Here is an 18,796-nt window from a genome sequence, read left to right on the forward strand (position 1 = left end):
AGGTCGGCACCTTAGGGATTAGTGGCTCAGCAGCGCCAGATCAGCAGGCGCCAGGCGTTCCAGTAACTTGCCGCCCTCACCTGGTTGATAATGGATACCCACCAGACCTGAAGTTTCAAAAATGGGCGTGTTGCCGGTTTTGGTGAAGGTCTCGACCAGAAAACTGACCAGCGGCATATGCGACACCATAAGTACCCGAAGTTCAGGGGTTTCAGTGCGCAGCGCATCCAGATATAGCTGCACCTGCTGACTATCGCCTTCCGGCACCAGTTCCGGCATGGTCTCCAGCCGGGTCGTTGCTGGCTGGGCTTTGAGCATCAGCTCCGCCGTTTGTTGTGCCCGCACAAAAGGGCTACATAACACCAGATCAAAAGCCTGATAATGCTGCGATAACCATAACGCCATGTGGCTGACATCATCCCGGCCTTTGGCAGTAAGCTGCCTTTGACTATCCTGACTGCTGTGTGGCTCGGCTTCACCGTGCCGCATGATAACCAGATTGACCATGAGTACACCTAGACAACTTCGCGACCAACGCGAAAAGAGTGCGCTATGATAATGAAAGTTTGCAGTCACAGTAACTGTTAATAAAGCATAAAATTTCAGCTTTATATTCCGATTCGATATGATAACAATAACCATCGCTGCTGCTGACAGGTTGCCAGAAGAGGCCCGAATTGAAAAAAAGTCATATGGTGCAAAGCCCTAACGATCAACGTTTGTATCAGCCCCTGACGCTGGATAATGGCCTTCGGGTATTGCTGGTGCAGCAACAGGACGCGGAAAAAAGCGCCGCGGCTATGGCAGTCAATGTCGGCCATTTTGACGATCCGGCAGACCGCGAAGGTTTAGCGCACTTTCTCGAACACCTGGTATTTTTAGGCTCAGAAAAATTTCCGCAATCCGGTGAATATCAACAGTTTATTGCCAGCAATGGCGGCAGTCACAATGCCTGGACCGGCACAGAGCATAGCTGTTTTTATTTTGACATCAGCCACGAAGCATTTACCGCTGCACTTGAGCGTTTTGCCGATATGTTAAGCGCTCCGCTGTTCAGTGCCGACGCTGTGGACAAAGAACGCCATGCCATTGAAGCCGAGTTTTCAATGAAGCTTAAAGATGATGGCAGGCGTATTTATCAGGCGCATAAAGAAAGTATTAATCCACAACATCCTTTTGCGAAGTTTTCCGTGGGTAACCTGTCGACGCTGGATGACAGACCTGGCCAAAGTGCGCAGCAGGCAGTGCGTGATTTTTATCAACAGCAATACAGCGCCAGCCGCATGACCTTAACCCTGGTGTCCGACGCACCGCTTGAAGTGCAGGCGCAGTGGGCTCAGCACTATTTTTCTGCTTTACCGGCTTCGCTTCCGCCGAAAGCGGCACTGGTGCCGCCCCTTTATTTAGATGAACATCTGGGTATTCAGCTGAATATTCAGCCACATAAACCAACACAGCGTTTTGTTGCCAGTTTTGCCTTACCCGATATTCAGCCATGGTACCGCTATAAGCTGGTCAGTTTTTTGGCGCATCTGTTGGGTGATGAAGGACCGGGTTCGTTATTAAGCCATTTAAAAGGCCGTGGGCTGGTGAATTCATTAAGCGCCGGTGGTGGCATTGACGGCAGTAACTACAAAGACTTCACCCTGGCTTTTGAACTGACACCCCAAGGCATGTTGGCGCAGGATGAAATTCTGCTCGCCAGTTTTTCTTATCTCGCCATGCTGAAACAGCAGCCCTTTCCCTCTGAAATTTTTGCGGAAAGGCAAAAACTGGTGCGCTGGAGCTTTTTATATCAGGAACAGAAAACACCGCTGCAGCTGGCCAGCGATCTGGCGGTAAATCTGCAGCATTATCCGGTAGAAGATTATGTATTTGGCGACTACCGGATGGAAATGCCCGACGCCGCCCTGTATCAACATTTGTTAAGTTTTTTCCATGAGCGCAATCTGCGCCTGATGCTGATAGCGCCGGAAGTGAAGGTAGATCGCCAGGCGCGCTGGTACCACACCCCTTACAGCCAGTTGCCGCTTACGCCGGATTTATTGCAAAAGTTACAGCAGGCAACACCGCTGCCGGACTGTCATTTGCCTAAAACCAACCCTTATCTGGTGGATGAACCCAGGTTACTGGAGACATCGGAAGGCATAGCGCTACCACAGCTGTATTATCAGGCCGACGGCATGAAACTCTGGTTTAAACCCGATGCCGATTTTCGCACGCCCAAAGGCCATGTATTTGTAGAACTGACCTTGCCAAACACTATCATCGGTATTGCCGAGCTGGCCCTTTGTAAACTCTGGCTGGAGCTGTTTCTGGACGACATTAACGAGCAGTTTTATGCCGCCACCACAGCAGGTCTCAACTACAACCTGCATGTGCAGCAGCACGGTTTGACTTTACACTGCAGCGGCCTGGCCGGTAATCAGATTGCGTTGTTGTACGATATTTTACAGCAGATGCCGAACCGCCACTTTAGCCAAAACCGGTTTGATGAACTAAAGCGTCAACTGGTGCGTCACTGGCAGAATCAAGCCAGAAATAAACCTATTACACAGTTATTCAGTAAGTTATCTGCACTATTGCAACCACTGAATCCGGAATCAGAAACTCTGGCCGCAGTGCTGGCCGACTGCACATTTGATGACTTTCAGCGTTTTTATGCGCATATGTTCCAAAAAGTGCATCTCGAAGCGCTGATGATTGGTCACTGGAAAGAGCGAGACGTAATAAGTTTGCAGCAACAGCTGGCCAAATGGCTTGGGACAGTGCCTGAACGTTGTCAGCGTTTACCCCGTTACAGTCACAATACTGAAGGTGTTGGCCCAATCTGGCTGCAGTTGCCGATGCCGCAGGACGATGAGGCGCTGGTGATTTACCTGCCGGCCCGTGCGCGCAACGCATTGGATATGGCGCTGTTTATGCTCGCCAATCATCTGATTTCACCAGAGTATTTTCATGAACTTCGCACTGAACAACAACTGGGTTATCTGGTGGGTACAGGTTATGTACCGATGAATCTGCGCCCTGGCATGGCATTTTATATCCAGTCACCAAGATCCGATGCCAAAACCTTATATCAGGCCACTTTAAGTTTTTATCAGCGTTTTCTAAGCGAACTGCCAGAGCTGTCAGCAGATGAGTTGCAGGCTCTGAAACAAAGTTTGGCCAGTCAAATCCGTGAGCGCGACAACAGCCTTAGCAACAGAGCCAAACGCATATGGCTGGCCATTGGTCAGGGTGATGAACACTGTGCTTTATCTGATCAGATCCAGCAGGAGCTGAATAAACTCAGTCTTTTCGATTTTACTGAGTTCTGTCAAAGTTTACTGGCGCCTGATTATGACGCTATTTTTTTGGCAACCAGTGAAGCGCCGGCGCATACCCATATGAGAACTATGGATGCTGCGGCGGCCATTGATTTATTAAAAACGCTGACCAAAGCTGACTAAAAACATTGCATCCGTTACAAACAGAAAAATCACCGGCAGATAAGCGCTAGGGCCCGGCAGCTTTTGCCTGCAGCAGCAGGCCTGCCGCCAGATTGGCTTTGACAGCCCTGTTAATTTTATATAACTTAGCTCTATCAGACTTTCTGACGTAAAGACGTGTGAAAAATAATAAAAAAATCAATCACAAGGCGCTGTTTGTTACTTTTTTAACCTCGCCACTTCCTGCTTTTGCCTTAGACTGGCAGGGGTCGATGCCCTACATTCTGTCGTCCATTTTATTATTCTCTTTTGGCGCTTTATTGCTGGCACATTTATCTATTCTGAAAATGCGCCGTTACCAGAGCCGGCTGGAACAAAGTGAAGAACGGCTGCGTTTATCTTTGTGGGGCAGCGGCGACGAATTATGGGACTGGAATATCAGTGCCGGCACTTTATATCGCTCCAGTTCCTGGCAACAAGCGGTTGAGCTTAAACCTGAAACGAATCAGTTTCCGCCCAACCGCGAGCAAATTCACCCCAAAGATATTGAACGGGTTACTGAACAGCTGTATCAGCATCTGGCCGGCGAAACGCCGCACTTTGAAGCAGCCTACCGTTTAAGGGCTTCAGATGGGGGCTGGATTTGGGTGCTGGACCGCGGCAAAGTGGTCAGCACAGATGCTGACGGTGCCGCCACCCGTATGACAGGCACCTTAAAAAATATTCAGTTGCTTAAACACACCGAAGAACGGCTGGAACTTTTTGCCCGTTGCCTTGAAAACATTTCCGACGCTGTGGTGATTTGTGACACCAATTTTACCGTCATTGAAGTCAACAACTCCTTTAGCACCATCACCGGCAAAAGCCGCGAGCAGGTGATCAAAAAACCTTTTGATCTGGCGCTGTACCCCAACCGCTTTTTGCAGGATATAGGCCTGAAACTGCAGTCACAAGGCAGCTGGCAAGGTGAAATTCAGGATCAACGTTTAAACGGTGAAATTTACCAGGCTGAACTCAACTTTGATGTGGTGAAAGACGAACACAACACCATCACACAATACGTCGCCGTGTTTTCAGATATTTCTGAACGCAAGCGCAAAGAAGCTGAGCTCAGCCGCCTCGCCAACTCCGACACCCTGACCGGCTTGCCAAACCGGGCTTTATTCTCGGCTGAACTGAGCCGTTTGGTCGAACGTGAAGTGCGCCATGCGCTTCTGGTATTCGATTTAGATAACTTTAAGAAAATCAACGACTCACTAGGCCACCAGCTGGGTGATACTTTATTGGTGAAGCTGGCTGAGCGGCTGACTGAACGCAGCCGGCAAAAAAACAGGTTGTACCGGCTTGGTGGTGACGAATTTGCCATTTTGCTGGAAGACACCAACGACATTCATACCATCACTTCTCTGGCCAAGGAGCTGATTAAACAAATTAACCTGCCATTTTTTATCAATCAGCATGAGCTGGCAGTCACCAGCAGTATTGGTATTGTGTTGTATCCGGAAGACGGTGCCGATCCGGAAGCTTTGCTACGCAACGCCGACACCGCCATGTATCACGCGAAACATGAAGGTGCAAACCGTTATTTGTTTTTTAATGATTCGATGAACAAACTGGCGGTCAAACGTTTGCAGCTGGAAAACCTGATCCGCCATGGTTTAAAAGAAGATTATTTCACTGTGTTTTATCAGCCCAAAATGGACATTCTGAGCGGCCAGCTGGTGGGCATGGAAGCGCTGGTGCGTTTTATTACCCCTAAACGTGGTTTAATCAGCCCGGCGTCTTTTATTCCGGTGTCAGAAGAAACAGGTCAGATTGTTGAAATTGGCGAAGTGGTATTGCGCAAAGCTTGTCTGGACGTAAAACGCTGGATTGATCAGGGCTTATTTCATGGCCGTGTCGCCGTTAACCTGTCGGTGAAACAGTTTATGCTGCCTTATTTGTGTGAGCAGATAGACGATGTTTTACAGCAAACTGAACTACCCTCTTATCATCTGGAGCTGGAAATTACTGAAGGCACGGTAATGCAGTCGCCAAAAATGGCGATTGATACCATGAAGAAATTGCGCGCCCGCGGCATTCACCTGGCGATGGATGACTTTGGCACCGGTTATTCGTCTTTGGCTTATTTAAAGCAGTTTCCGCTCAATACCCTCAAAATCGACAAAGCTTTTATTGATGATATGAATACTGCCCGTGGTCGCAATATGGTGGACACTATTGTCACTATCGCCCACAACCTGAGCCTGACAGTCGTAGCAGAAGGTGTTGAATACGCAGAACAATTGCAGCAGTTAAAGCAGCTGCGCTGTGAAATTATTCAGGGTTATTATTACAGTAAACCATTGTCGGCAGCCGACTTTACCCAGTTCCTGAAAGATCAGAAACAGCAAAAACCCAAACTCAGTGCCGTGCCTGCAGTGCTTTAACCACAACAGGCCCTACTGCAGTTCTAAAGCCCCTACTGTTAAAACTTCAAACCGTGCTCAGGCCCACTGACATTTGCGTTACCGCTTTATTTATACACCCCTGCTTTGGATCCAGGCAAAGGTTGTAGCTGCAAAGAGCATGCGGAGCAACTGCTTTGGAGTAACTGCATCGCGGAAAATATCATTATTGCAGCACGCATAAATGCCAAAAGGAGCCGAAGCTCCTTTTGTTTTGTTGCAGACATAACAGCTGCAACGAGATAACAATCAGCGCTTAGTGCCGCTTGTCCGGATCTATACCCTGGCGAATTTTTTCCATCCGCTCCTGATGTTTTAACCACATACTAAAGCCGCCAATACCAATGCCAGCCAGTGGAACTAAAAACACCAGTACATCTGGTCGTAAAATACTACTGAATAATTCGCCCACAGCAATACCCTCTGCTTTTGGCCTCAAGGCCATTTATTGTTATCAGTCGTTGTCCGTTTCTGCATAGGAGAAATCGTCACTGCCATCCGCAATCCGTTTTTTACCAAACACAGTGTGGAATTTTTTCTTTTCCTGCACTTTTTGTTTGTATTTAGTCCAGACTTTTTCGAAGCTGGATTCTGCTTCGGCTTCGCCGCGACAAACCGATAAAAAACGTTGCTCTTCTTCATTCACCGGTTGACGCTGACCGTCTTCCAGCTCCTGCATCGCCGCACCATGTTTTTCCAGCAGATTACCTTCTGCCAGTGTGAAGCGCCCTGACCGGGTGAACCCCTTTGGGAAATTCCGGTCATCAAAAAAGCGACGTTTAGCCACAAAACTTTGCTGCATCACTTTTTTCCCCTGATCTCGTTGAATCTAAAGCTATCCCAATTAAACTGTGCGGAGTATGGTAAACAAAATTCCGATCGTAAAACAAATATTTTTTATGGTTACAATCAATTTTTCTAAGGATCCACTTTGGATACTGAGCTGTTAAAAACCTTCCTCGAAGTACAGAAAACCCGTCACTTTGGTAAAGCCGCCGAGAATTTATATCTGACCCAGTCAGCGGTCAGCTTCAGGGTACGCCAACTTGAACAAAGTTTAGGCGTAACCTTGTTCAGCCGCTTTCGCAATAATATTCAGCTCACCGCAGCTGGTGAGCTGTTACTGCCCCACGCGCAGGCGGTGTTAACCGCTATCTCCGCAGCAAAACAACAATTAAATCAGCAATATCAGTTACAAACACATCGCAAGGTGTTATTGCCGGCTGAATTTGTTGTTTTATTGCCGCCAAAACAGCTTACAGCCTTGTTTCCACCACAACAGTGCTGGCAGGTACATACGCAGAGCGGTGCTTATCAGAATGTGAATGGCAGCGATTTTGACGTGGTGATCCAGCTTGGTGAAAAACCACTGCAGCTTTTACCTTTACAGGCCAGTTGTCTGGGTTATCTGTGCTGGTGGCCGGTGTCGGTCAATGAAGCAGTAAATTTGCAGGCAGAATGCAGTGTACAGCAGCTGGAACTACCCAGGCTCACCACTTCGCCGCTAAGTTTCTCAAGTACAGATGTCCGGCTGCTGTGGCAATGGCTACAACAAAACAAAGGTTGCGGTTATTTGCCGGCGCCATTGGTGCAAGCTGCCGTAGAGCAGGGAAAACTACACAAACTGGACGCTACTGTGATACTGCAACCTGTCTGGGCTTATCATCATGCCAGTGATGCAGTCATAGAACAGTGGCAACAGGCACTACAAAGCTGTGGTGTACTACAGGCGCCTGTTTAGGGTCTGAACCACACGACCCCATGCCCGAGCGCTTTTTTCAGCGCCATTCGCTTGTGGTTGTGAAATAACGGCAATAACAACGGGCCCGTCAGAGCGCCGAGCACAACCCAGGGCAAAGATTTCAAACCCGAGCGGCGTGCCTGGATAAAAAAGTATAAAGAGCAAAGTGGTGACAACAGCAACAACAACAAGGCACAACCCTCCGCAAAAAAAGAGCCGCATTATAGCAGCTCTTTTTTTCATCAGCAGTACTGAAGCCACACGGCTTATCGCATTTTAATAAAATGTTTTACCTTGCTCAGCCATTTGCAGCAATAACGCACTGGGAGCAAAACGGCTGCCAAATTGCGCTTCGTAACGGCGTAAGTCGGCAACCAAGGTAGTTGCACCCATCGCATCAATATAACGGAATGGGCCACCTATAAAGGGTGGGAAACCTATACCAAAAATCGCGCCTATGTCACCATCACGGGCCGAAGCAATAATGCCCTCTTCCAGACAACGCACCGCTTCGTTCAGCATCTGTACTAAACAACGGTTGCTGATTTGCTCAGCGGATAATTTGCCAGCTGGCTGCACACCCAGCAGGGCATACACTGAGGTATCGACTTCTTTTTTGCCTTTGTGTGCTTTGGCGCCATAGAGGTAAAAGCCTTTTTCCACTTTTTTACCTTTGCGGCCGTCGGCAATCAGCTTGTCAAAGGCTGCAGGTGCTTTAAAACGTTCACCCAGCTCACGCTCCAGAATGGGCGAAATTTTGGCACCAACATCAATGCCCACTTCGTCCAGCAAAGTAATAGGACCGACCGGCAAACCAAATTGGGTCAGGGCTTTGTCCAGTTTTTCTACCGGCTCGCCCTCGAGCAATAAATTGGCCGCTTCGTTCATATATAAAGCGAGAATACGGTTGACATAAAAACCGGCACCATCTTTAACCACAATCGGGGTTTTGCCTTGTTTACGGGCAAAAGCAACAGTAGTGGCAATAGTCTGAGCCGACGTTTTTTCATGGGCAATCACTTCCACCAGCGGCATTTTGTCCACAGGTGAAAAATAATGCAGGCCAATGACGTTTTCCGGCCTTGCCGCTTGTGCAGCTATCTGGCCAATAGGTAAAGAGCTGGTGTTGGAAGCAAAAATAGTATTCTCATGACAATGGGTTTCAATGTCTTTCACCATCTGCTGTTTGAGCGCTAAATCTTCAAACACGGCTTCTACCACCAGATCCACATCATGAAAACCGCTGTAATCTGTAGTACCTGTTAATAACGCCATTTGTTTTTGCATTTCAGTACGGCTGATATAACGGCGTTTAAACTTTTTATAAAGCAGGCTGTAACTGTATTTCAGCGCATTACTGATGCCCTGCTGGTTGATGTCTTTAATACGCACCGGGATACCGGCTTTACCTGCTGTGACATTGGCAATACCACCGCCCATCAGACCACCACCCAGCACCGCCGCTTTATGCACCTTGCCAGGTTTTACATCCCCTGCGCCGGTTTCTTTTTTCATCTGAGTGGTCGCAAAAAACAATCCACGTAAAGATTTGGAAACCGACGTCATACAAAGCTCGCCAAAAGCCTGAGCTTCAACCTGCAGGCCACTCGCCATGCCGCTATCCACACCGGCTTTGATCGCTTCAATGATTTTTAACGGCGCCGGATAATGGCCAGCGGTTTTTGACAAAGTTTGTTTGGTCGCCTGACTGAACAAAATGCCCCGGCCAATTGACGTAAACTCTAACAGCTGACCAACAAAAGGCAGTTTGACTGCTTTGCTGCGATCAGGCTTACCGGCAAGCGCCATTTTCACCGCAGCTTCCAGCAGAATACTTTTTGGCACCACAGCATCGACTAAACCGGCTTTTTTCGCCTGCACAGCACGCAGTTGTTTACCAGTCAGCATCATATCCAGTGCTTTTTGCAACCCAACCAACTTTGGCAGTCTTTGGGTACCACCGCTGCCCGGCAATAAGCCCAGTTGCACTTCCGGTAAGCCCAATACTGTTTTGCCATCATCGGTGGCCACCCGGCCATGACAAGCCATGGCCAGTTCCAGACCGCCACCTAAACAAGGACCATGAATAGCGGCAATCAGCGGAATATTTAACGCTTCAAGCTGGCCAAACATTTGTTGCCCCATTGCGGCGATATCTGTTGCTTCCTGCGCTGATTTGCAGCCATCCAGCATGGTGATATCGGCACCGGCAATAAAAGAGTCGGCTTTACCGGAAATAATCACCAAACCTTTGATATTCTTGTTGCTGCGGATTTCTTCCAATAAAGCTTTAATTTCATCAGCAAAAGCGGCTTTAAGCACATTCATGCTTTCGCCTGCCACGTCCATGGTGATCACACCCACACCATCATCACGCAGACTCAGGCTGAAAGTTTTTGCTGTCACTGTTTGCTCAGTCCCTGTTTGTTCAGTCACAATTTGCTCCGTCATTATTCAGTCTCCACTATCATGGCAGCGCCTAAACCACCGGCTGCACAGGCTGTGGTTAAACCAATACCACCACCACGGCGGTTTAATTCATTCAGCGTTTGGGTAATTAACCGGGTGCCTGTAGCGGCAAACGGATGACCATAAGCCAAAGAGCCACCGTTGACGTTAAATTTCGCCATATCAATGTCACCAATAGCACTGGAACGGCCCAGTTTTTCTTCGGCAAATTTTTTGCTGCCAAACATTTTCATATTGGCCAGTGCCTGAGCGGCAAAAGCTTCGTGCATTTCAATCAGGGTTAAGTCGTTGAGCGTCATACCTGCGCGCTCCAGCGCAATAGGCGTGGCGTAAGATGGGCCCATCAGCATGTCTTCCCACACGTCAATGGCGGCAAAAGCGTAACTGCGTACATAACCCAATGGTTTGTAACCCAATGCTTTAGCATAACTTTCCGGCATCATCAGTACAGCTGAAGCGCCGTCTGTTAACGGGGTACTGGTGGCCGCGGTTACAGTGCCATAACTCCGGTCAAACACTGGTTTTAACTTGCTGTAAGACTCCAGTTTGGAGTCTTTGCGGATATTGTTATCCATCTCCAGAAACTTGTTGTAAGGCTCAACATGGGCCGCCATCACTTCATCTTTCATCAGCCCCATCTCCCAGGCTTTAGCAGCCAGGGTATGAGAGCGGTGCGCCATAGCGTCCTGATCAGCGCGGCTGATGCCATGGCTCTTGGCCATTTGCTCAGCGGTATCACCCATCGACAAGCCTGTGGTGTATTCAGCCACAGCAGGTGGAACAGGAAGTAAATCACGCAGGCCAAGGCGGCGGAAAATAGCCAGCTTCTGACCAAAGGTTTTAGCTTTGGTTAAATCCACCAGCGCACGGGCCAAAGCTTTACTGACACCAACAGGCAGCACTGAGCTTGAATCTGCACCACCGGCAATGGCTACTTTACTGACGCCTGCCATCATGGCTTCGGTTACACTGACTACAGACTGGAAGCTGGTCGCACAAGCCCGGGTCACACTAAAACCGTCGGTGTGGACGTTCATGCCGGTACCCAGCACAATCTCCCGCGCAATATTTGGCGCTTCCGGCATCTGTACAACTTGACCGTAAACAACCTGATCAATTAATTTGGCATCCAGCTCACTGCGGATCAACAGTTCATTGACCACCAATTTGCCCAAATCCAGGGCAGATACCCCGTGGAACTCAGTTGCTTGTTTGGCAAACGGCGTGCGTAAACCGCGAACTATCGCAATCCGATCGCCCTGGCGGTTGGTTAATTTAATCTGGCTGGACATGAATGATCCTCTTGGTTGCATCCGATACAGGTCTGACCTGTAATTTTTTTTGATTGTAACGAGAGATCTGACAAATTAAAACAGTTGTTTTAATGCCATAAAGACCTTATATCCTGACTTCGCAGAAAGCCTAGTCGTATTTAAGCGGAAACGCTTGATAAATAATCAATTAATTCAGCCTTGACCGGCCAGCAAAAGTGCCGGGCAAGCCCTAAAAACAACGGAAGAGTGCAGCTGTGAACGCATTTAATCAATTAAAAAGCTATCTGGATTCACAGGTATTAGGCCAAAGTTCGCTGACTGAAGGTATTTTGCTGGCCTTGCTAGCCAATGGCCATTTATTGGTTGAAGGCCCGCCAGGTCTTGCCAAAACCCGCGCCGTCAATGCACTGGCGCATGGCGTGGAAGGCAGCTTTCACCGTATTCAGTTTACGCCCGATTTATTACCGGCTGATTTAACCGGCACAGATATTTACCGTCCTGAAACCGGTAAATTTGAATTTCAAAGCGGCCCTTTGTTTCACCATATTATTCTGGCCGATGAAATTAACCGTGCTCCGGCCAAGGTGCAGTCGGCGTTATTAGAGGCGATGGCGGAAAAACAAATTACCGTCGGCCGGCACAGTTACAAGCTGCCGGAATTATTTTTGGTGATGGCAACGCAAAACCCGCTGGAGCAGGAGGGCACTTACCCGCTGCCGGAAGCACAACTCGACCGCTTTTTATTACATTTAAAAGTGGATTACCCGGACGCTGAAACTGAACTCGCCATTTTAAAACTCACGCGCGGTGAAGCACTTGAGCAAGCAACAGAACAACCGGTTCGGATCAGTCAGGCCGATATTTTTGCTGCCCGTAAAGCCATTTTAAAACTGCATTTTGCACCCAGCCTGGAGCAATATGTAGTCCAGCTGATCATGGCCACCCGCCGCGCCGGCGACTACAGCGCTAAACTCGGCCGCTGGATTGCCTATGGCGCCAGCCCACGCGCCACCATAGCGCTGGAACGTTGTGCGCGTGCCAAAGCCTGGTTGGCCGGCCGTGATTTTGTCACACCCGATGATGTACAGGCGGTATTCCATAATGTGGTGCGCCACCGTCTGCTGCTAACCTATGAAGCAGAAGCTGAAGGTGTCAGCACCGACCATGTGCTGAGCGAAATTCTGTCGTTGGTGCCTGTTGCCTGAGGTGAAGGCGAAAATGAGCGCCAGTTTAAGCCAGATCAATCAGTGGTTGCAGGATTTACACAGCAACGGCACTGAAGTGGATTTAAAACAACTGCTGCAATATCAGCGGCATACACAGCTATTTGACTTAACACCGGCTCGTACTATTCAGAGTAAACTGGCCGGCAGTTATCTGGCCAAAAGCAAAGGCCGCGGCATGGAGTTTGACGAGGTCCGGCATTACCAGACCGGTGATGATGTACGCACCATCGACTGGCGTGTTACTGCCCGCACCGGCAAGGTTCACACCAAGTTATTCCGCGAAGAAAAAGAGCGGCCGGTGTTTATTCTGACCGATTTGAGCGACTCGATGCAGTTTGGCTCAGAGCTGCTGTTAAAATCGGTGCAGGCCTGTCATCTGGCCGCGCTGATTGCCTGGCATGTAAAAAAAACCGGCGATAAACTCGGTGGCATAGTGTTTCACCAACAGCAGATCCGTGAGTTAAAACCCGCCGGCCGCTCACAGGCGGTGTTACGTTATTTGCATCAGCTCACAGAATTGCAGCAGCAGGCGCTGAAGCTTATTAAAACGCCCGCAACACAAGGGGCTGCACCAATCCAGTTATCAGAAGCTTTAGGACAACTGCGTCGTCTGGCCCGTCCCGGCAGTTTGCTTTTTATCATTTCGGATTTTCAGAAGCTCGATGATACTTGCCTGCGTCATCTGCGGGCGTTGACGTTACATAACGAAGTGCGGATTTGCCAGCTTGATGATCCGCTGGAACAACATCTGCCAGCCCGGGCTTATGGCCTGGCGCGGGTTTCAGACGGTAGTGAACCTGTTACGTTACAACTGGGGTCAACAAAACTGCAGCAGCAATATCAACAGCAACAGCAATTTTTTTCACAGCAGCTGCAGCAGCACTGGACCACGCTTGGCCTCGCCAACTGGCAATTGAGCGCTGCAATGCCCTTGCTCAGTCAGCTGAACGGGAGAAACCATGGCTACAGCTAACACAGCCGCACAGCCACAGGCACTGGCCCAACTGGCTGATATTCAGGAACCACTCCTTGTTAATGACTGGTATCTGGCCCCCGGCTGGTGGCTGCTTGCCACTCTGGTGCTCACCCTGTTGTGGCTGCTTTATCGCAAATACCGCCAGCAACAGTTAAAACAGGCGCCCAAACGTTTTGCACTCAAAGCTTTGGCAGCCCTGGATAAGGGCGCAGCAGGTGCGCCGGCGCAAATCACTGCCTTGTTAAAACGCTGGTTGTTAAGCCAAAACCCCGGCCATCCGGCGTTAAGCTACAGCGGTGAGGCCTGGCGGCAATTTTTGCTCAATAGCCTTAAAACCAAACCGAAAGCTGCGGTTGTGGCCTTACCTGATTTACTGGCTTTACATTATCAGCGCGCGCCACAACAGACTGAAATTCAGGCATATGCTGATTTTGCTGCGCTCTGGCTGCAATATGCGGACCTTGAGCAATATGCTGACCAACAAAAAAATGCAGCAGAAAAAGCAAAGCTTGCCAAAGGAGCTGCAGATGTTTGAATTCAGTTATCCCTGGTTTTTTGTGCTGCTGGCCCTGCCCTATTTTATCAAAGCAACACAGCCCAGAGCTGGTGCCAGTCTGATGTTACCGCCGCTGGCGCGCCTTGCCAAAACTCAGAGTACTGACAGTCAAGCCGGACACTCAAAACGGCAACAATGGTTACTGATGCTGATTTGGCTTCTGTTGGTCAGCGCCGCCGCTGCGCCTAAGTGGCTGGGTGAAGCTATCACATTGCCGCAGCAAGGCCGCGACATGATGCTGGCGGTAGATTTATCGGGTTCAATGAATATCAATGACATGGTGATCAACGACCAGAGCGCCAACCGGCTGGATGCGGTGAAATTTGTGTTATCGGATTTTATCCAGAAACGTCAGGGTGACCGGCTTGGGCTGGTATTGTTCGCCGATGCAGCTTATCAGCAAACGCCGCTTACATTTGACCGCCAGACAGTGCAACAAATGCTGGATGAGGCAGTGCTTGGGCTGGTTGGGCAGCGCACTGCCATTGGTGAAGCTATTGGCCTTGCGGTAAAAAGATTTAATACCTATGAAAGCTCCAATAAGGTGCTGATTTTACTCAGTGACGGCGCCAATACCGCCGGGAATATTCAGCCGCGCGAAGCGCTGGAGCTGGCAAAAGCGGCCGGCGTAAAAATTTATACTGTAGGTGTGGGTGCTGAGCAGATGGTGCAACAGGGTATTTTTGGCCCGCAACTGGTCAATCCATCTGATGATCTGGATGAAGCCCTGCTGACCGAACTTGCCACTGCCACAGGCGGGCGTTATTTCCGCGCCCGTGATTTGGCTGAGCTGTCACAAATTTATCAGCTGTTGGATCAGCTTGAACCTATCGAACGGGATCAGCTCAATTACCGGCCACAACAAAGCCTGCTGCACTGGCCCCTTGGCGCAGCTCTGCTGCTGATAATGTTGGTATTACTGAGCAAACTGCCCTGGCAACAATGGCGGCGCGGAGGTGATCATGCCCTTTGAACTGCACTGGTTAAGGCCGCTCTGGTTATTACTGCTGCCGCTGGTGGTGCTCTGTGTGTATCTGGCATGGCGTTATCAGCAAGGGGGTAGCCCATGGCAACAATTGCTGCCCCGCCACCTGCAACTGACGTTGCTACAGGACAAACTGGAGCGGCAACAAGCTAAAACACCTTTTGCCTGGTTGTTGTTTGGCCTGGTACTAACCGTAATCGCACTGGCCGGTCCCAGCGTGCATAAGCTGCCCCAGCCTGCTTTTGCGCTGAATAAAGCCACAGTACTGGTGCTGGATATGTCCTTGTCAATGCTGGCCACGGATGTCAAACCAAACCGGCTGACCCAGGCCAGATTTAAAGCACTGGATTTTACCAGTCAACTCAAAGAAGGTGAGCTGGCGCTGTTAACCTTTGCTGCTGATGCTTATGTGATTTCGCCACTGACGCCGGATCACAACAATATCAAGCTGTTATTGCCGGATCTGTCACCGGAAATTATGCCGGCTCAGGGTTCGAACGTACAAAGTGCACTGGAACTTGCCAGTAAACTGCTGCAACAAGCGGGTTATCCCAAAGGCGATGTGGTGCTGATTACTGACGGTTTTAGTCAGAGCCACTATCAGACACTGCGCCAGAGTCTGAATCAATTCCCGCACCGCTTGTCGGTGCTGGCCGTGGGCAGCAGCGATGGTGCACCGGTAAAATTAAGCTCGGGCGAACTGTTAAAAGATCGCAACGGCAGCATAGTGCTGCCCAAAGTTCCGCTGACACAGCTCAAAGAATTGGCCAGTCTGACCGGTGGTGTGTTCCGGCAAAGCAGTTTTGATCAGTCCGATATTCAGGCTTTATTGGCGTTGCCGGAGTTAACGCTGGCTCAGGCCGACACAACACAAAGCAGTAAAATCAGTGGTGATCAGTGGCAGGATGCCGGCGTGTATTTATGCTGGCTGTTATTGCCGCTGGCGTTATGGCTTGGCAAAAGAGCCGCGCTGCTCGCCATATTGCCGTTGTTGCTATTGCCAAACCCGGCCAACGCTTTTGACTGGCGCGATTTATGGCAAAGTCAGCAGCAACAGGCCAAGCAGGCCTATCAGCAACAAGATTATGCCAAAGCCATGGAAAAATTTGCCGATCCTTTGTGGCAGGGCAACGCCGCTTATCGCAGTGGAGACTATCAGACGGCCGAACAACTCTACCAACAGGATAAAAGCGCCAATGGCCGCTTTAACCTGGGCAACAGTCTGATGCAGCAGCAAAAATTCTCAGAAGCTCTGGCCGCATATCAGCAGGCACAAGCACTGGCGCCTGATTTGCCAGGCCTTGAACAGAACATCGAACTTGCCAGACAACTGCAGCAACAACAGCAAAACGAGCAACAAAATTCAGCGCAGGACCAGCAAGGCGAGCAATCGAAGGATGGTCAACAGCAGCAAGGTCAACAGCAACAGGGACAGCAAAGCGGTCAGCAGCAACAAAATGATCAGGGCGAACAGTCTGATAGCGGTGCGCAAAACGACGCCAAAGACGGCCAAAACCCCGAGCAAGCTGAACAAAATAACCAGGCTGAGCCAGGTGCTCAGCAAGAGCAGGCAGAGAAAAACAAAGAACCAGCTCGGCAAGAAGCTGACCAGCAGCCAAACGAACAAACAGAACAACAAAAAGCAGTGCGCGAAGCCTGGCCCAATGCCAGCCCGGAACAAAGTCAGCAACTGGATGGCCTGATGCGCAAAGTGCAGGACGATCCGGCGTTATTACTGCGCAATAAAATGCTACTGGAATACCAAAAGCGCCAGCAACAACGTTTACCCAAAGGAGCAGAACAAGAATGGTAACCCTGTGTCTGGGCTACAGCGCCAAAAAAGTTGTCAATTTGCTGAAGTCTGTGGCCCTGCTTCTACTGTGTTTGAGCCAGAGCCCTCTGCAGGCCGCAACATTGTTGCAGGCCAGTGTCGATAAAAATCCGGTGATGCTGGGCGAAGAGCTGCTGCTGCAAATTGAACTGGATGAAAAAGTATCGGGCAATCAGCTGGATTTTTCGGTGCTCGCTAACGACTTTAACTTCAGTGCGCCAGCTATCAGTCAGAGTATGCAAATTATCAATGGCCGCTCCAGCCAGAGCACGCGCTGGCAACTGAGTTTATTTGCCAAAAAAACCGGCACCTTTGTGATCCCAGCTTTTGAAATTGACGGTTTACGCAGCGAGCCTATTACCCTGACCGTAGTGCCGGCCGATCCAAACGGCACCGGCTCGGACGAGCTGTTTATCCAAAGCAGCTTAAGCAGCAGCGAACTTTATGTGCAGCAACTGGCCTATTACGACGTCAAAATTTATTTTAACGGTGACTTACAGCGCGGCAGCCTCAGCCAGCCTGAATTACCGGGCGCAACCATAGAACAGCTGGGTAAAGATGTGGAAGGTTCCGAGCTGGTCAATGGCCAGCGTTATCAGACCATTACCCGTCGTTATACCCTGATTGCAGAAAAGCATGGTGACTTTGAATTGGCTGCGCCCTGGTTTAAAGGTGAAATGATAGACCGGCAAAGTTCCCGTTATGATTATTTTGCCAAAACCAAAACAGTGTCGGCGCAGGGACAGGCGCTTAAACTGAGTGTAAAACCTATTCCCGACAATTTTAACGGCCAGTGGCTGGTGTCTGAGCTGGTGGCACTGACTGAAGAATGGACACCACCTGGTCAGGAATTAACTCAGGGTGAGCCTGTCACCCGCACCATTACTCTGACGGCACTTGATTTGTCCGATCATCAGTTACCGGATCTGAACTTCAGCCTGCCCGATGGCATTAAAAGTTATGCCGAACAACCGCAAAGCAAAAAGGCTGAGCGTAATGGCCGGTTGGTGGCACAAAAAGTATTTACCTCAGCAGTAATTGCCACCAAAAGTGGTGAATTGGTGCTGCCCGCCATCCGCATTCCATGGTGGAACAGCAAAACCAATGAACTCTCTTACGCTGAGTTGCCTGAGCGCACCTTAAAAGCATCGCCTAATCCGGCGCAACCGGAAGCACAAGCTGCTGCAGAACCTGCCGCCCCTATGACAAGCACAACGCCGGTCACAGCGATTGAACCCGTCAGTCCATGGCACTGGAGTTATAGCAGCACTGTGTTGTTGTTGTTATGGCTGAGCACCCTGGTGCTGTGGTTAGCGCCCAAATTTATCCGGCCGCTACAGCAAAAATCGGCGGTACAAGCGCAGGCACAAAACCAGGCTTCGGTATTAAAATTCAGCTCTCGCAAATTAAAAGCGGCCTGCCTTGCCAATAACAGTGCGGAAGCCACGAGCCAGCTGCTGCAATGGGCGCAGCAAGGCATCGACCCGCAAATCATGCGGTTGTCGCAGTTATTAACCCATCTGCCGGATTGTGAGCTCAGGCGTGAAGTGGAAAAACTTTGTCATCAGCCATATCAGTCAAACACGCTGCAGTGGCAGGGCCAGGCGTTATTTGAAGCTTTTGCCAAATACAAACATTTGCAGCAATTGCCAGTTACAGAACCGCTCAAACCACTCTATCCGGCTTAAACAGCTGGATGATCCCGGGATGGCAGCCTGGTCTGGCTGCCACTTCTTTGTTGGTGCTCACCGACTGTTATCAGACAGCAAATCACTCTTTTCTGTTTTTTGCGTTTTTTTCTGCAGGCTGAACATTTTTTGCCACCAGGGCGGTCTATGGTCATTATTCGTGGTGCACTTT

General features: G+C 49.8%; 14 protein-coding genes. 9 read left to right on the top strand and 5 right to left on the bottom strand.

What is annotated here, in order from left to right:
* Positions 1 to 18: 18 nt before the first annotated feature.
* Complete coding sequence (gene sixA, locus N3Z11_RS14695; RefSeq protein WP_260657951.1) at positions 19 to 507, bottom strand: phosphohistidine phosphatase SixA; 489 nt, start codon at positions 505 to 507, stop codon at positions 19 to 21.
* 170 nt (positions 508 to 677) lie between these two features.
* On the opposite strand from sixA, the gene N3Z11_RS14700 reads away from it, so the two are divergent.
* Positions 678 to 3,452 (top strand): insulinase family protein, encoded by a 2,775-nt coding sequence (locus N3Z11_RS14700; RefSeq protein ID WP_260657952.1) that lies wholly within the window; start codon positions 678 to 680, stop codon positions 3,450 to 3,452.
* 158 nt (positions 3,453 to 3,610) lie between these two features.
* Positions 3,611 to 5,860 carry a putative bifunctional diguanylate cyclase/phosphodiesterase gene (locus tag N3Z11_RS14705; RefSeq protein ID WP_260657953.1) on the top strand — a complete coding sequence of 750 codons (2,250 nt, stop codon included), beginning with the start codon at positions 3,611 to 3,613 and terminating at the stop codon, positions 5,858 to 5,860.
* 274 nt (positions 5,861 to 6,134) lie between these two features.
* Here the strand turns inward: N3Z11_RS14705 and N3Z11_RS14710 are convergent, their stop codons facing one another.
* Both N3Z11_RS14710 and maoP read right to left on the bottom strand, forming a co-directional pair.
* Entirely contained in the window at positions 6,135 to 6,323 is a 189-nt protein-coding gene (locus tag N3Z11_RS14710) for a hypothetical protein (RefSeq protein WP_260657954.1), read from the bottom strand.
* 9 nt (positions 6,324 to 6,332) lie between these two features.
* A complete protein-coding gene (maoP, locus tag N3Z11_RS14715) occupies positions 6,333 to 6,680 on the bottom strand; it encodes a DUF413 domain-containing protein (RefSeq protein WP_260657955.1) in 348 nt (115 codons plus the stop codon).
* Positions 6,681 to 6,809: 129 nt separating this feature from the next.
* Between maoP and N3Z11_RS18065 the strand changes: the two genes are divergently transcribed.
* Positions 6,810 to 7,619, top strand: coding sequence for a LysR family transcriptional regulator (locus tag N3Z11_RS18065; protein WP_313771363.1), 810 nt, complete (start codon positions 6,810 to 6,812; stop codon positions 7,617 to 7,619).
* Positions 7,620 to 7,895: 276 nt separating this feature from the next.
* Here the strand turns inward: N3Z11_RS18065 and fadJ are convergent, their stop codons facing one another.
* Together fadJ and fadI are read right to left on the bottom strand one after the other, a co-directional pair.
* Entirely contained in the window at positions 7,896 to 10,070 is a 2,175-nt protein-coding gene (fadJ, locus tag N3Z11_RS14725) for a fatty acid oxidation complex subunit alpha FadJ (protein WP_260657956.1), read from the bottom strand.
* On the bottom strand, positions 10,070 to 11,380 hold the full coding sequence (fadI, locus tag N3Z11_RS14730; protein ID WP_260657957.1) for an acetyl-CoA C-acyltransferase FadI: 1,311 nt from the start codon (positions 11,378 to 11,380) through the stop codon (positions 10,070 to 10,072). The genes fadJ and fadI overlap by 1 nt, the downstream gene beginning before the upstream one ends.
* A gap of 236 nt (positions 11,381 to 11,616) precedes the next feature.
* Here fadI and N3Z11_RS14735 point away from each other — a divergent pair, with 236 nt between their 5' ends.
* From N3Z11_RS14735 to N3Z11_RS14760, 6 genes are read left to right on the top strand one after another with little or no spacing between them, the layout of a single operon-like run.
* The gene (locus N3Z11_RS14735; RefSeq protein ID WP_260657958.1) at positions 11,617 to 12,567 is read left to right on the top strand and encodes an AAA family ATPase; all 951 of its coding nucleotides are present in this window, start codon (positions 11,617 to 11,619) and stop codon (positions 12,565 to 12,567) included.
* A gap of 13 nt (positions 12,568 to 12,580) precedes the next feature.
* A complete protein-coding gene (locus N3Z11_RS14740) occupies positions 12,581 to 13,561 on the top strand; it encodes a DUF58 domain-containing protein (RefSeq protein ID WP_260657959.1) in 981 nt (326 codons plus the stop codon).
* Positions 13,548 to 14,099, top strand: a complete 552-nt coding sequence (locus tag N3Z11_RS14745; protein WP_260657960.1) for a DUF4381 domain-containing protein — start codon at positions 13,548 to 13,550, stop codon at positions 14,097 to 14,099. The genes N3Z11_RS14740 and N3Z11_RS14745 overlap by 14 nt, the downstream gene beginning before the upstream one ends.
* Positions 14,092 to 15,093 (top strand): vWA domain-containing protein, encoded by a 1,002-nt coding sequence (locus tag N3Z11_RS14750; protein ID WP_260657961.1) that lies wholly within the window; start codon positions 14,092 to 14,094, stop codon positions 15,091 to 15,093. The genes N3Z11_RS14745 and N3Z11_RS14750 overlap by 8 nt, the downstream gene beginning before the upstream one ends.
* A complete protein-coding gene (locus N3Z11_RS14755; RefSeq protein WP_260657962.1) occupies positions 15,083 to 16,918 on the top strand; it encodes a VWA domain-containing protein in 1,836 nt (611 codons plus the stop codon). The genes N3Z11_RS14750 and N3Z11_RS14755 overlap by 11 nt, the downstream gene beginning before the upstream one ends.
* Positions 16,912 to 18,624, top strand: coding sequence for a BatD family protein (locus N3Z11_RS14760; protein WP_260657963.1), 1,713 nt, complete (start codon positions 16,912 to 16,914; stop codon positions 18,622 to 18,624). The genes N3Z11_RS14755 and N3Z11_RS14760 overlap by 7 nt, the downstream gene beginning before the upstream one ends.
* Positions 18,625 to 18,796: the final 172 nt, after the last annotated feature.

Origin of the sequence: Rheinheimera sp. 4Y26, from assembly GCF_025245835.1 — a bacterium.
Lineage (GTDB): Bacteria > Pseudomonadota > Gammaproteobacteria > Enterobacterales > Alteromonadaceae > Pararheinheimera.

Coding starts and splice junctions, on each gene's coding strand:
- sixA (WP_260657951.1), bottom strand. CDS start 507: ATGGTCAATCTGGTTATCATGCGGCACGGTGAAGCCGAGCCACACAGC.
- N3Z11_RS14710 (WP_260657954.1), bottom strand. CDS start 6,323: ATGGCCTTGAGGCCAAAAGCAGAGGGTATTGCTGTGGGCGAATTATTC.
- maoP (WP_260657955.1), bottom strand. CDS start 6,680: ATGCAGCAAAGTTTTGTGGCTAAACGTCGCTTTTTTGATGACCGGAAT.
- fadJ (WP_260657956.1), bottom strand. CDS start 10,070: ATGACGGAGCAAATTGTGACTGAACAAACAGGGACTGAGCAAACAGTG.
- fadI (WP_260657957.1), bottom strand. CDS start 11,380: ATGTCCAGCCAGATTAAATTAACCAACCGCCAGGGCGATCGGATTGCG.
- N3Z11_RS14740 (WP_260657959.1), top strand. CDS start 12,581: ATGAGCGCCAGTTTAAGCCAGATCAATCAGTGGTTGCAGGATTTACAC.
- N3Z11_RS14745 (WP_260657960.1), top strand. CDS start 13,548: ATGGCTACAGCTAACACAGCCGCACAGCCACAGGCACTGGCCCAACTG.
- N3Z11_RS14750 (WP_260657961.1), top strand. CDS start 14,092: ATGTTTGAATTCAGTTATCCCTGGTTTTTTGTGCTGCTGGCCCTGCCC.
- N3Z11_RS14755 (WP_260657962.1), top strand. CDS start 15,083: ATGCCCTTTGAACTGCACTGGTTAAGGCCGCTCTGGTTATTACTGCTG.
- N3Z11_RS14760 (WP_260657963.1), top strand. CDS start 16,912: ATGGTAACCCTGTGTCTGGGCTACAGCGCCAAAAAAGTTGTCAATTTG.